Here is an 11,999-nt window from a genome sequence, read left to right as displayed (position 1 = left end):
TTTATGAGTTAATTATAATTTTTTCCCATAAACTAAAAAAATTATTTATTGTAATGCATCACAAATAATTTTAAATGTGCATATGCTGTAATTTTTCTAAAAAACTAAAAATAATCAGATTCCTATGGCTGCTTTATTAATTTAAAATTGACGTTAAGTTAACCGAATATGTATTTAAAGAAAAAAAAAGAGAGAATAACTCTCTCTTTTAAAAGTCAAACCCCGTCTGCCTCAGAGATTCGTATAAGATTATTGCTGCAGAATTTGAAAGATTCAGAGACCTTCCCATTTTTATCATAGGTATCGTTATACAGTTTTCTTTGTTTGCCATTAGTATCTCTTCAGGCACTCCTCTTGATTCAGGTCCGAAAACTATAAAATCATCTTTCTTATAATTTACATCTGAGTAACTTTTATTTGTTTTAGTAGTTGCAAAATAAAAATTTGAATCTGGGTTAGCCTTTATAAGTTCTTCAAGACTGTCCCAAATATGCAGGTCCACGCTGTTCCAGTAGTCTAGTCCGGCCCTTTTTAGCTGTTTTTCATCTAGAGAAAAACCCATGGGTTTTATCAGGTGAAGTGCCGTATTTGTCAAGACACAGCTTCTCCCTATATTCCCGGTATTGTAAGGTATCTCCGGATTTAACAAAACTATATTCATCAAATTCCTCCTATATCGTAACTGTCAATCTGGTGTATTTTCCGTAGACCGACTCTAGTTTTACTTCCATGCCTATTTTTTCATAATACTCTTTTACTATGGTCATGCCCAATCCTGTCCCGTTTATTTTTGTTGTGAAAAACGGAGAAAATACTTTTGGTATATTGTCATCAGGTATACCGCATCCGTTATCTTCAAATATCACAATATCCTTTCCATCCTGTTCTCCAAATCTAAACATTATATATCTTTTATCCTTCTTGTAATCCACATTTTCTGCCACATTTTTCAGAATATGGCACACGGTCCTTGACAAAGTTTTTTTATTAGCTTTCACCAAAATCCTTTTTTCTTCCATATAGATGGGCTTTATATCCAGCCTTTCAAATTTATTTTTAAATTTTTCAAACATCTCTTTTACAACATCCTGAAAATAAAATTCTTCCTCTATATCGAGAGTCCCTCTTGTCTGAGCATACTCCCCCACCTCGTCCGACATCTCTATTATCCTGTCTGATTCAGTTATTATATTTTCCAGATATATTTTCAGCTTTTCCGGATCATCCAGTTTATTTTTAGCCAGCGTTGCAAAGCCTTTTATTACCGACACAGGGGTTTTAAACTCATGGACTATTGAGTTTGCAAAATATCCTATGGTTTTAAGCCTGTCATTTTTAAGTTCATTTTTTTCCAGTTCCCTGTTGTATAGATACATGGATAAATTGTACTTAAATATATCCACCAGTTCCCTTTTTCTTTTACCCATTTTCAAGAAGTTTTTGTTTCCTGCCAGAATAAGCACCCCGTAATTTTTTTCCTCATAACCTACCGGAATCACAGAAAAATTATTCAGTCTGCTCAGAAAAGTATAGGGAGTCATCTCTGTAAATTTCTTCACATCATAGACAGGTTCCCCTATTTCCAGTATTCCTCTCAAAAAAGGTACCTGGTCCACCTCTATAAGGTCGCTAAGAGAATCATATATATTATCAAGCTCCTCTTCCTCTATCTTATCCAGGTTAAAATAACCCTCCTTATAGTGTAGTGTTTCAGAGTCCTCATCGTAATGGAAATAATAACTCTCAACATATCCTAAGTCTAGCTTTCCTATCAAAAGGAGTAGTATGCAGAATATCACTCTACCCTCATTTTTCTCACTGTAAAGAACAGACATCATCTTTTCTATGGATTCAAACTCCTGAATCATATGAGAGATATCTTTTTCGTTATTTATGAGTTTTTTTCCGATAAGAGTTTTTCTGCTGAGATTACAATTAATTTTACCCCACATACAACCACCTCTTTCTCCTGCACACTATTTGATGTTATACATTTCCCTATATTCCTTCGCTGTAAGTTTCCCGCTTCCTATTTTTCCACCGCATATTTTTTTATCGGCAGATATATTGTAACATCCGGAATTAAGAGAATTTATGTGAGTCACTGCTATTGCCAGAGCATCTGCAGCATCATCCGGTTCTGGAAGTTCATTCAACTTTAATATCCGCTGCACCATAATCTGAACCTGCTTTTTTTCAGCCTTTCCGTATCCCGTTATACCCATCTTTACCTGAAGGGGTGTATAGCTATCTAGCTGAAGACCTTGTTTTTCTCCGCAAAGGATTATGACTCCCCTTGCCTGGCCCACGCTGATAACCGTTTTATTATTTTTAAAATAAAAAAGCTCCTCTACTGCCATATGAGCAGGCTTATATTCTTCTATGAGAGCATAAAGTTCGTCATATATTTTTTCAAGCCTTTTTGGCATGGGGAGATCTTTATCTGTATAGATACATCCATAGGTCACTGTATCATAGTTATTATTTTTAAAATCTACGATTCCGTATCCCACTGTTGCTGTTCCTGGGTCAATGCCTAAAACTCTCACTATTGATTTCACCTCTGTTTTCAAGTTTACCATAGATCAAAAAAAAATTCTATAAAAAAGGATTTCTCATACTACAACGTATATCTTACTTAGAAAACAAACTCTTATATCGAAAGGAGGGGGCCTTAAAAGGCTGCATAAAATGAATATATCCAATTATCTAAAAGAGATAAGCCACTATCCCCTCTTGACCAAACAAGAGGAGATAGAATTTGCCTTGAAAGCCCAGAGCGGAGACGAAGCAGCAAAAGAAAAATTAGTTACATCCAATCTCAGACTTGTGGTAAGCATAGCAAAAAAGTATATCAATATCGGCATTCCGGTTCTAGACCTCATACAAGAGGGTAATATTGGTCTCATAAAAGCTGTCAGCAAGTTTGACACTACTATGGATAAAAGATTTTCAACCTACGCTACTTTTTGGATAAAGCAAAGTATTCTAAGATATATTTCATCAAATAAGGGGGTAATAAGATATCCCACTTACATCTATGACAATATTTCAAAAATAAATAAATTCATAAGGGATTACAAAAATAAAAACGGCTCCATTCCATCTGTTGAAAAAATTGCTCTAGGACTTGAATTCAAGGAAAAAGATGTGGAGAAGTACCTCAATATCTTTGAGCAGTCTCTCAATTCCTTAGAGGAGTCTTATGGTGAAAACGGAGATCTCCACAGTATTATTCCAAGTGAAGATGTTTTCGAAGATCAGATAATAATAGACAGTGTCAACGAAGAACTAATGAAAAATCTTAAAATACTTAATTCAAAAGAGAGAGACGTCATCATACACAGATTTGGTCTTTTCAACAAAAATGTCCTCACTCTTGAGGAGATAGGAAATCACCTAAATCTCACCAGAGAGCGGATAAGACAAATTCAGCTCAAGGCAATTGATAAATTAAGAGACAAGTTTAGATATACCATGTAAAAAAGAGAGAATTATCTCTCTTTTTTTTGTTTCAGTATATATTTGGCTGCTTCTAGTGATGCTATGGTTCCGTCTGCTACCGCTGTGGTAACCTGTCTTATGGCCTTTGCTCTTATATCTCCTGCGGCATAGACTCCGTCTACTTCGGTTTTCATATCTTCCCCTGTTATTATATAACCGTTGGGATCCAGTTTTGCAAAACCGGAAAATAATTCTTCTGTAGACCTGGTTCCTAGATATAAAAAGGTATAATCCAAGGGATAACTCTCTTCTTTCCCGTCTTTTAAGACCACCACTTCTTCCACATAATCATTTCCCTTTATTTCGACTATCTGGCTGTTTGGAATTATTTTTATATTATCATGGTTCAGCAGGGCATCTTTTAGCTCCTGGTTGCATTTCAGACTTTCTTCTTTTGGAAAAATAAATATCTCCTTAGAGTACCTTGTGAGAAAAAGTGCCTCTTCTGCCACTTCGTCCCCCTGACCAAAGAGACCTACCTTTAGATTTCTTGTAAAAGCTCCGTCACAGGTTGCACAGTAAGACACTCCTTTCCCTATGAATTCCTTTTCTCCCTTTATTTTCTTCACGCTGTTTTTTGGCCATCCGCTGGCTATTATCACTGATTTCCCATGATAATTTTCCACATCTGTTTTTACAATCTTTGGTTCAGAGAAAATATCTAATTCAAGAAAGGTTCCCTCTACGATCTCTACATTATATTTTAAGGCATGTTCTTTTTTTAGCTGATATAATTCTCTCCCTGTTATCCCGTCGGGAAATCCCGGGTAGTTGTCTATTTTATGGGCAGAAATTAAGCTACCTAGCTCTTTCTTTTCGACTACCAGTACATTCAGCTGTGCCCGGCCTGCATATATTGCAGCAGTGAGACCTGCAGGTCCCCCACCTATAATTATCATATCATATATTTTTTCCACGGTTCTCTCCTTTCAAAACAAAAGGAGACTGTCACTCACTAAGAGAAGACAGTCTCTAAATTTAATTTTCCTCTAGTTTAAGTCGTTTTATGAGTTCTTCTACATCCCCATCAGCTATGGTATAACATACTTTTTTACCGTTTTTCTTGCAGGCAAGTATCCCGGAATTTCTGAGATGTGCCAGATGCTGACTGGTGCTAGACTGGGAAGAACCTATAGCCTCTTCCAGTTTACTTACACAGAGAACACCCTTTTCAGAAAGTTCTTTCAATATTCCAAGTCTTATGGGATTTGACATCATTTTAAACAATAATACAGCTTTATCAATTTCCACAGCTCTACTCCTATTTACATATTCTAATATCAGAATACTATTTTTTCTATCTGTTGTCAAATTTTAAATAAGGCCGTTCATCTCAAGAAACATCTTTTCCTCACCGAGAGTTGTAACTTCTGTGTGTCCGCTGTACACCTTAGTTTCCCCAGGATATTCAGTGCAGATTTTTTTCAGACTTTTAAATAAAATCTCTCCGTTTCCTGTAGGAAGGTCATATCTTCCGTAGCTTCTTCTGAAAAGGGTATCTCCGGAGATCATTATTTTTTCCTTTTGATTATAGTAGCATTTTGATCCTACTGTATGTCCAGGAGTATCTATCACTTGGAAATCTCCTATTATATCTCCCTCTTTTACAGTTTTCAGCTTCCCATCGTATGTAAATTTTGTCCCCAAGAAACCTGAAAGATTCAGATTGGCATCTGCAAGGAATTCCTTTTCTTCTTCCCCTATATAAACCTCTGCATCTGGAATATGCTGAAGAAGTTTTTCCAGTCCCCCTATATGGTCGTGGTGACCGTGGGTAAATATCACTTTTTTTAAATTCAGTTCATTGGCTCTGAGGAATGCAAAAAGGTTTGCAAGGTCCTCTCCTCCGCAGTCAAAAAGAAAAGCTTCCTTTGTATCCTCATCCCATGTGAGATAAGCACAAGACATCATCTGTCCCAGATAAAATGTTTTTATTTTCATAGTCGTTATTACCTCCATTTTTAGATTCATTATAAGATAATTAAACTTATTTGTGAACCATTAAATTATTTTAAAAAAACTTCAACTTAAAACAGTCTATTGCACTCTAATAAAAGATGCCATATATTTATTTTCAAATAGAAGTTTGCACAAAATCCTATAATTATAATATAATAAGCTTATAACTATTTTTTATATTTATAATAAAAAACCTAACTATAACGTTAGTTCTTGAGGAGGAACCATGTCCGAACTTAATAAAACTCCTAGTTCCAGCAGGCTTCACGTAGCTATTTTTGGAAAGAGAAATATGGGTAAATCCACACTTATAAATGCCCTTACAGGGCAAAATCTAGCAATCGTTTCAGAATATGCAGGAACCACCACAGATCCGGTGTACAAGGCCATGGAGATACTTCCCATAGGTCCGTGCGTCATAATAGACACTGCCGGTCTGGATGATCTTGGAGACCTTGGGGAACTCAGGGTAAAAAAGAGTCTTGAGGTTTTGAAAAAAACCGATATTGCCCTTCTCACAGTTACCGGAGAGGGTTTTTCAGACTTTGACAGAGAGATCATGGAACTTTTAAAAGAAAAAAATATCCCTTTCATAACAGTAATAAATAAAAAAGATATAATCCCTCCAAAGGCTGAGTTCCTTGAGGAACTTAAAAACAAAAATATCCCCCACGCAGTTGTGTCGGCACAGCTCAAAGAGGAGATCCACACCCTGAAGGAGCTTATCATAAAACATTCTCCCAAGGAATTTGAACAGCCTACAATACTGGGAGACCTGATAAATCCTGGAGAAAGTATAGTCCTGGTAATACCAGTGGATACAGGGATGCCCAAGGGAAGACTTATTCTGCCCCAGGTACAGACCATGAGGGACATTCTCGACAATGACGGAATCTTCCATGTGTGCAAGGAAAGGGAACTTCGTTGGACTCTTGATAAATAAAAAGAAAAACCGAAGCTGGTAATAACCGATTCTCAGGAATTTTCAAAAGTTTCAGCAGATACTCCGGAGGATATTCTGCTCACATCTTTCTCTATACTTTTTGCGAGGTATAAGGGAGACCTTATGAAAATGGTCAAGGGAGCTAAGACATTAAAAAATTTAAAGGCAGGGGATAAAGTCCTCATAGCAGAAGCATGCACACACCATGCACAGCCTGACGATATAGGAAAGGTAAAAATTCCTAGATGGATCCGTCAGAATATCGAAAATGATCTCACCTTTGACTTCTGTGCAGGCAGGGACTATCCGGATAACCTCTCAGACTACAAGCTGGTAATACACTGTGGAGGATGCACACTAAACAGAAAAGAGATGCTTTCCAGAATTGAGGCAAGCTCGGTACAGGGAGTACCTGTATTAAATTACGGGCTGTGCATAGCCACTCTTCACGGTATCTTAGACAGGGCTTTAAAACCTTTTCCAGAAGTATATTTTGAATGGCTGGAAGATTAAGGAGGACACCGACAGATGAGAATTGAAAAAGACGGTATAGGGGAACTTGAGATACCTAAAAACAGTTATTACGGAGTCCACACTCAGAGGGCTATAGAGAACTTCTACATAAAAAATGGTAAAAAAACAAATCCCGAGCTTATAAAGAGCTTCGCTCTGGTAAAGCTAGCTGCTGCTGAGGCCAATTTCAAAGCCGGAAAACTTACTGAAGATAAAAAAAATTATATAGTTAGAGCCTGCGAAAGAGTATATCAGGGAGATCTAGACTCTGAATTCCCACTGTCTGCAATCCAGGGAGGAGCAGGTACATCTACAAATATGAACGTGAACGAAGTTATTGCAAATGCAGCCTTAGAAGAGATGGGAGAAGAAAAAGGAAGATACGACCTCATAAATCCCATTGAAGATGTCAATCTCAGCCAAAGCACAAACGATGTTTACCCTACCTCAGTAAAAATAGCAGTGATCAGAATTCTGAGAGAACTGGTTACAGAATCCATGTCCCTCCAGGAGGAACTTCAAAACAAAGAAAAAGAGTTCTCCTCTATATTCAAACTAGGGAGAACACAGCTTCAGGATGCTGTCCCCCTTACTCTGGGTCAGAGTTTCGGAGCTTTTGCTGAGGCCATCTCCAGAGACAGATGGAGACTCTACAAGATAGAGGAAAGAATCAGAAGAATAAACATCGGTGGTACCGCCATAGGAACCGGTGTAGGTGCAAGTCTGAAATACCGTTATTATGTCACTGAAGAGCTAAAAAGACTTACCGGATACGGCTTAGCCAGAGCAGAAAATCTAATAGATGCCACACAAAACCTGGATGTTTTTGTAGAGGTTTCTGGACTTTTGAAAACAATGGCTGTAAACTTAAATAAAATAGCAAACGACCTGCGACTCATGTCTTCAGGACCAAACGGTGGTATAGGGGAGATCAAGCTTCCTCCCATGCAGATGGGATCTTCCATCATGCCTGGAAAAATAAATCCCGTAGGTGCAGAATTCATAAAGCAGATATTTCATAAGGTTCAGGGAAATGACCTCATTATATCTGCTGCTGCTGCTGAAGGAGAGTTTGAGCTGAATGCTCTCACACCTATTATTTCGGAATCTGTTCTTGAGAGTATAGAGGTTTTGAGAGACGGGGTAAAGATATTCAGAGAAAAGGTAATCAAGGGAATCACCCCAGATAAAGAAAATTGTGAAAAACATCTGAGAGCAAGCCTCTCTACCATAACTAGCCATATCGACCAGCTAGGTTATGAACGCTTATCTGAAATTCTGAAGGAATGTGAAAAAACCGGAAAATCATATCATACGATTTTAAAAGAAAAAGGTCTCATAAAGGAGTGATTTATGAAAAAAGGATTTAATATTTTTATAATTTTAATAATTTTGCTTATATCTGGATGTTCTGCTGTATCAAAAAAAACAGAAGTCTATTCTCAGAATCACGTCTTAAAAGGCATGGCTTCCTGGTATGGAAAAGAGTTTCAGGGTAGGCTCACTGCCAGTGGCGAGGAATATAATATCCGATACTATACTGCAGCACACAAGTCTCTGCCCTTTGGAACTATAGTACGTGTGACTAACATCAACAACGGAAAAAGTGTGAGAGTGAAAATAAACGATCGTGGACCTTTTGTAAAGGGAAGAGTCATAGACCTTACTCCGAAAGCCTTTGAAAGTATCGCCTCAATTAATAAAGGAGTTATACCTGTAAAAATAGAAATTTTAGATGACTCAGATACATTCAGATATAAGAGTTAATTTTAATAATAAGCTTTAAATTATAAGGAAGCACTGCACAATATCCATAATATTGTGCAGTGCTTCCTATTTACTTATTGCTTCAAGAACCTTGGTTGCTAACTCATCATCTATAATAAGGTGTGTTATCAATCCGGTTTTCAGCGCTCCTATTACTGATTTAGCATTTGTATCAGAAGAACAAACTCCAATAACTGTTTCAATTTTTTTAAGATCAGACAGACTAATATGGTTAGTATAATCACTGGGACTATTCAAAATTTCACCTTGTATATTATAATAATATGAGATCATGTGACCAATAATTTTTTTCTCATGTAAGCTTTCCCCAAAACGTGAAGCTGTTGCAAAATCAGGTACAGATGGGTGATTATCTATGTTTAATATGGCAATATCTAAAGAGCTCCAAAGATCATTTATTATCTTTTGATTTTCTAAATTTGAAAATCCTTCAAATTCTTCTTTACTTTCAAAAAATGTCGGAGAATATATATAAAATGGTTGTAGTCCCAATTTTTCTCCTAATTTTCTGACAAGGGAATCAGGATGATATTCTTCATAGGGAGTTACTGAGTTGCCCAGCAACGGACAAATAATTCCAGAAGTTTTTACAGAAGAAGTTTCAATTATTCTTTTTACAACAGAATTTATCACCTTACCCCATCCAAGCCCTACTTTATTGGCCTTTTTTAATTTTTTTATTATATATATTGAACTTTCATTGGTAATAAAAGCATTATTTACTTTTTCAGATGCCGCTCCATGAACAATAATGCCGCCTTTTAGGTTGAAGGCCTCTTTTATATTCTTTAGGAGTTCTTCGTTTTGTTCAAGAGGAGAGGTTATTGTGATTTTTACAATTCCCAAAGTCTTTGCTTCGGCCAGCATTTTACTTATAGACGGTCTAGATATAGATAAAGCTTTGGCTATTTCATTTTGTGTTAAATTTTGTTCATAATACATCCTGGAAACATCTACAATTTTTTTTATTTTATCACTCTCATAAATCATTAAACAACACTCCAAATATTATTTTATAAAACATTATACAGTAAATCGATAAGTTTTGTCATCTAAAGATTCACCGATTATAGATTTTAAAGACAGAAAAACTAGACCCTCCTTATTATTAGACTTATGTCGCTAATAACTTGGGAGGGTCTAAATTTTAATTTTATACTTGATTTCTGAATTCTGTAAATTCAAATATAAATCCATCTACATCTGCAAAAGCTATAAACATTCCATTACCACAATCCATTTCTTCTGATAAAACTTCCGTTGCTTTTGATAATTCTTCTTTTATTGAATCTACTTTTATCGCTATATGAGGTTCTGACTGAATTCTTTTATGTAATGGAGATCCCTTTTCAAACCTCAGAAATTCATATTTAAAAGGATGTTTTTCCGGATCTGTCAAATGTACTTTTAGACCTTCACTATAAGTTTCCCCAGCTACAGGAACATCGGTTATAACACCTATATGTAATATTTCCATTTCTCATCTCCCTTTTTATTTATTTAAAACCAATTCATATTTTGTTCTAAATAGAATAGTTAAATATCCAGCTATTAATCCCAACGTGCAGTAAATCATTATCGTTACTGTAGCATTTAAATATGATGCTCCTGGAACATAACTCATAAATCCAAAGAATGCTCCTGCTCCTATAAATAAAGCTGGTACAAAGTCAAACCATTCTCCTGCTTTTTCTAAACATATAACCGGAACAACACAGATTAAAATTGCTATTGGAAATGCGAAAAATCCAAGTATCGGAGATAAAGTCCCGCCTAATATCATAATGGCAATAGAAGCTGCACATCCCAATAAATAACTATTGAATGTTCTTATTCCTCCTTTAGGTGTACAACCTGCTAAAAAATAACAAGCCCACGACTGAAATGAAACCCATCCAAATCCTATCCCTACTGCTAAAACATTTAAAATTGAAGTTTGATCTATTACCTGTACTGCCATTGCAATGGCCGCTACGATTATTGGACCTACTATATATTCTTTTTTAGTCATTTTGTCCTCCTTATCTATAACCTACAGATTAGTAATTCTATTTATTTTTCAGATAAACTTCATATGCCTTTTCATCGGTATAACCCTTGTGTACAATGAGGTTTACGGCTTCTGCCATGGCTACCGGATTTTCCGCCTGAAAAATATTTCTTCCCATATCTACACCTCTGGCTCCGGCTTTTATGGCCTTATACGTAAGGTTTAAAGCATCTTTTTCTGGTACTTTTTTACCTCCTGCTACCACAATGGGAACAGGACAGGCTGCTACTACTTCTTCAAACCCTTCACAATAATATGTCTTTATTATATGAGCTCCAAATTCAGCAATCATTCTTGTTGCCAATAAAAAATATTCTTTTGTTCTGCTCATTTCTTTCCCCACTGCAACTACTCCCATTGTAGGGATACCATACCGCATACCTTCATTTACAGCTCTATTTAATTCTTTCAAATTCTCATGCTGATTTTTAGAACCAATAAAAACCTGAATAGCCATACAAGTGGCATTCATTCTTATAACTTCATCTATATCTACCACTTTGAATTCATTTGACATATCATCATCTAAAACAGATCTTCCTGCTGTGCATCTCAACGCTACTCCTTTACCACAAGCAGGTGATATACAACTCCTAAGACCTCCTCTTGTTGCCATCAATACATCTATATAGGGCAATAATGGAGGAACTGCTACATCCAGTCTTTCCAATCCTGATGTTGGCCCCATTATATATCCGTGATCAAAGGCTAAAATTACCGAATTCCCAGATTTCTCATCAAATATTTTTGATAACCTTGTTTTCATACCCCAGTCACTATGATTTAGTCCTTTGACATGAAAGCTTGATGACATTGGTTTTTTATCTAAGTGAAAATTTTTAGAATTTTGGTTTCCATCTAAATCTGCCATTTCATCTCTCCTTAATATTTAAAATTATTATTTTGAATAATATGGTGTTTTACAAGGCTCATTCCAGTATGATTCCAACTCTTCATTCATTCTTGCTATAAATAACTGGAATCCAGCCGTTTCTTGAACAGTTAAAATTTCACCCACCATATTTGCAACCACCTCTATACCCTTTTCTTCCAGATGTTTTACAGCCCTTCTGTACACAATAAGCATTTCCATCAAAGTGGTCGCTCCAGAACCGTTTATTACAACCATTAACTTTTCTCCTGATTTTATGTTCAAATCGTCCAACACTTTTTCCATGAGAATATCAGTGGTCACATCTGCTGTTTCCATAGGAATTTTTTCTCCTCCCCCTTCTCCGTGCT

15 protein-coding genes and 1 pseudogene are annotated in these 11,999 nt (G+C 36.2%); 5 read left to right on the top strand and 11 right to left on the bottom strand.

Annotated elements, in window-relative coordinates:
• Nucleotides 1–208: 208 nt before the first annotated feature.
• Genes ABZA26_RS01510 through ruvC form a run of 3 tightly spaced genes read right to left on the bottom strand, consistent with a single transcriptional unit; the run spans nt 209 to nt 2,549 of the window.
• Entirely contained in the window at nt 209–661 is a 453-nt protein-coding gene (locus ABZA26_RS01510) for a tRNA (cytidine(34)-2'-O)-methyltransferase (protein WP_372712751.1), read from the bottom strand.
• A gap of 10 nt (nt 662–671) precedes the next feature.
• Nucleotides 672–1,952 carry a sensor histidine kinase gene (locus ABZA26_RS01505; RefSeq protein WP_372712749.1) on the bottom strand — a complete coding sequence of 427 codons (1,281 nt, stop codon included), beginning with the start codon at nt 1,950–1,952 and terminating at the stop codon, nt 672–674.
• 24 nt (nt 1,953–1,976) lie between these two features.
• Entirely contained in the window at nt 1,977–2,549 is a 573-nt protein-coding gene (gene ruvC / locus ABZA26_RS01500; protein ID WP_372712753.1) for a crossover junction endodeoxyribonuclease RuvC, read from the bottom strand.
• Between the two features lie 142 nt (nt 2,550–2,691).
• On the opposite strand from ruvC, the gene ABZA26_RS01495 reads away from it, so the two are divergent.
• Nucleotides 2,692–3,483 (top strand): RNA polymerase sigma factor RpoD/SigA, encoded by a 792-nt coding sequence (locus ABZA26_RS01495; RefSeq protein ID WP_372712748.1) that lies wholly within the window; start codon nt 2,692–2,694, stop codon nt 3,481–3,483.
• Nucleotides 3,484–3,494: 11 nt separating this feature from the next.
• Here ABZA26_RS01495 and ABZA26_RS01490 read toward each other — a convergent pair whose 3' ends face one another.
• From ABZA26_RS01490 to ABZA26_RS01480, 3 genes are all read right to left on the bottom strand, one after another.
• Entirely contained in the window at nt 3,495–4,421 is a 927-nt protein-coding gene (locus ABZA26_RS01490) for an NAD(P)/FAD-dependent oxidoreductase (protein ID WP_372712747.1), read from the bottom strand.
• Between the two features lie 61 nt (nt 4,422–4,482).
• Nucleotides 4,483–4,755, bottom strand: a complete 273-nt coding sequence (locus ABZA26_RS01485) for an ArsR/SmtB family transcription factor (protein WP_372712746.1) — start codon at nt 4,753–4,755, stop codon at nt 4,483–4,485.
• 63 nt (nt 4,756–4,818) lie between these two features.
• Nucleotides 4,819–5,445: an MBL fold metallo-hydrolase gene (locus tag ABZA26_RS01480; RefSeq protein ID WP_372712745.1), complete on the bottom strand. Its 627-nt coding sequence runs from the start codon at nt 5,443–5,445 to the stop codon at nt 4,819–4,821.
• Between the two features lie 244 nt (nt 5,446–5,689).
• Here ABZA26_RS01480 and hydF point away from each other — a divergent pair.
• The 4 genes and pseudogenes from hydF to ABZA26_RS01460 all read left to right on the top strand — a co-directional run.
• Nucleotides 5,690–6,511 (top strand): annotated as a pseudogene (hydF, locus tag ABZA26_RS01475) ([FeFe] hydrogenase H-cluster maturation GTPase HydF); the annotation flags it as partial.
• Nucleotides 6,512–6,529: 18 nt separating this feature from the next.
• On the top strand, nt 6,530–6,919 hold the full coding sequence (locus ABZA26_RS01470; RefSeq protein WP_372712752.1) for a hypothetical protein: 390 nt from the start codon (nt 6,530–6,532) through the stop codon (nt 6,917–6,919).
• A 15-nt stretch (nt 6,920–6,934) separates the two neighbouring features.
• A complete protein-coding gene (locus tag ABZA26_RS01465) occupies nt 6,935–8,269 on the top strand; it encodes an aspartate ammonia-lyase (protein WP_372712744.1) in 1,335 nt (444 codons plus the stop codon).
• Nucleotides 8,270–8,272: 3 nt separating this feature from the next.
• Entirely contained in the window at nt 8,273–8,686 is a 414-nt protein-coding gene (locus tag ABZA26_RS01460; RefSeq protein WP_372712743.1) for a septal ring lytic transglycosylase RlpA family protein, read from the top strand.
• A 66-nt stretch (nt 8,687–8,752) separates the two neighbouring features.
• Here the strand turns inward: ABZA26_RS01460 and ABZA26_RS01455 are convergent, their stop codons facing one another.
• From ABZA26_RS01455 to ABZA26_RS01435, 5 genes are all read right to left on the bottom strand, one after another.
• The gene (locus ABZA26_RS01455) at nt 8,753–9,553 is read right to left on the bottom strand and encodes a sugar-binding domain-containing protein (protein ID WP_372712742.1); all 801 of its coding nucleotides are present in this window, start codon (nt 9,551–9,553) and stop codon (nt 8,753–8,755) included.
• Nucleotides 9,554–9,860: 307 nt separating this feature from the next.
• Nucleotides 9,861–10,184: a VOC family protein gene (locus ABZA26_RS01450; protein ID WP_372712741.1), complete on the bottom strand. Its 324-nt coding sequence runs from the start codon at nt 10,182–10,184 to the stop codon at nt 9,861–9,863.
• Nucleotides 10,185–10,199: 15 nt separating this feature from the next.
• A complete protein-coding gene (locus ABZA26_RS01445) occupies nt 10,200–10,718 on the bottom strand; it encodes a DUF1097 domain-containing protein (RefSeq protein ID WP_372712740.1) in 519 nt (172 codons plus the stop codon).
• A gap of 37 nt (nt 10,719–10,755) precedes the next feature.
• A complete protein-coding gene (gene lsrF / locus ABZA26_RS01440) occupies nt 10,756–11,628 on the bottom strand; it encodes a 3-hydroxy-5-phosphonooxypentane-2,4-dione thiolase (RefSeq protein WP_372712739.1) in 873 nt (290 codons plus the stop codon).
• A gap of 27 nt (nt 11,629–11,655) precedes the next feature.
• A partial coding sequence (locus tag ABZA26_RS01435; protein ID WP_372712738.1) for a dihydroxyacetone kinase subunit DhaK occupies nt 11,656–11,999 on the bottom strand: 344 nt, incomplete at its 5' end.

The sequence above is a fragment of the Ilyobacter sp. genome (assembly GCF_041583315.1).
Lineage (GTDB): Bacteria > Fusobacteriota > Fusobacteriia > Fusobacteriales > Fusobacteriaceae > Ilyobacter.
Note: the sequence above shows the minus strand (reverse complement) of the source record. Positions and strands in the feature narration are given on the sequence as shown.

Bases quoted from the DNA above. Each gene is read 5' to 3' on its own strand.
- ABZA26_RS01510 (WP_372712751.1), bottom strand. From the start codon at position 661: ATGAATATAGTTTTGTTAAATCCGGAGATACCTTACAATACCGGGAAT.
- ABZA26_RS01505 (WP_372712749.1), bottom strand. From the start codon at position 1,952: ATGTGGGGTAAAATTAATTGTAATCTCAGCAGAAAAACTCTTATCGGA.
- ABZA26_RS01495 (WP_372712748.1), top strand. From the start codon at position 2,692: ATGAATATATCCAATTATCTAAAAGAGATAAGCCACTATCCCCTCTTG.
- ABZA26_RS01480 (WP_372712745.1), bottom strand. From the start codon at position 5,445: ATGAAAATAAAAACATTTTATCTGGGACAGATGATGTCTTGTGCTTAT.
- ABZA26_RS01470 (WP_372712752.1), top strand. From the start codon at position 6,530: ATGAAAATGGTCAAGGGAGCTAAGACATTAAAAAATTTAAAGGCAGGG.
- ABZA26_RS01465 (WP_372712744.1), top strand. From the start codon at position 6,935: ATGAGAATTGAAAAAGACGGTATAGGGGAACTTGAGATACCTAAAAAC.
- ABZA26_RS01460 (WP_372712743.1), top strand. From the start codon at position 8,273: ATGAAAAAAGGATTTAATATTTTTATAATTTTAATAATTTTGCTTATA.
- ABZA26_RS01450 (WP_372712741.1), bottom strand. From the start codon at position 10,184: ATGGAAATATTACATATAGGTGTTATAACCGATGTTCCTGTAGCTGGG.
- ABZA26_RS01445 (WP_372712740.1), bottom strand. From the start codon at position 10,718: ATGACTAAAAAAGAATATATAGTAGGTCCAATAATCGTAGCGGCCATT.
- lsrF (WP_372712739.1), bottom strand. From the start codon at position 11,628: ATGGCAGATTTAGATGGAAACCAAAATTCTAAAAATTTTCACTTAGAT.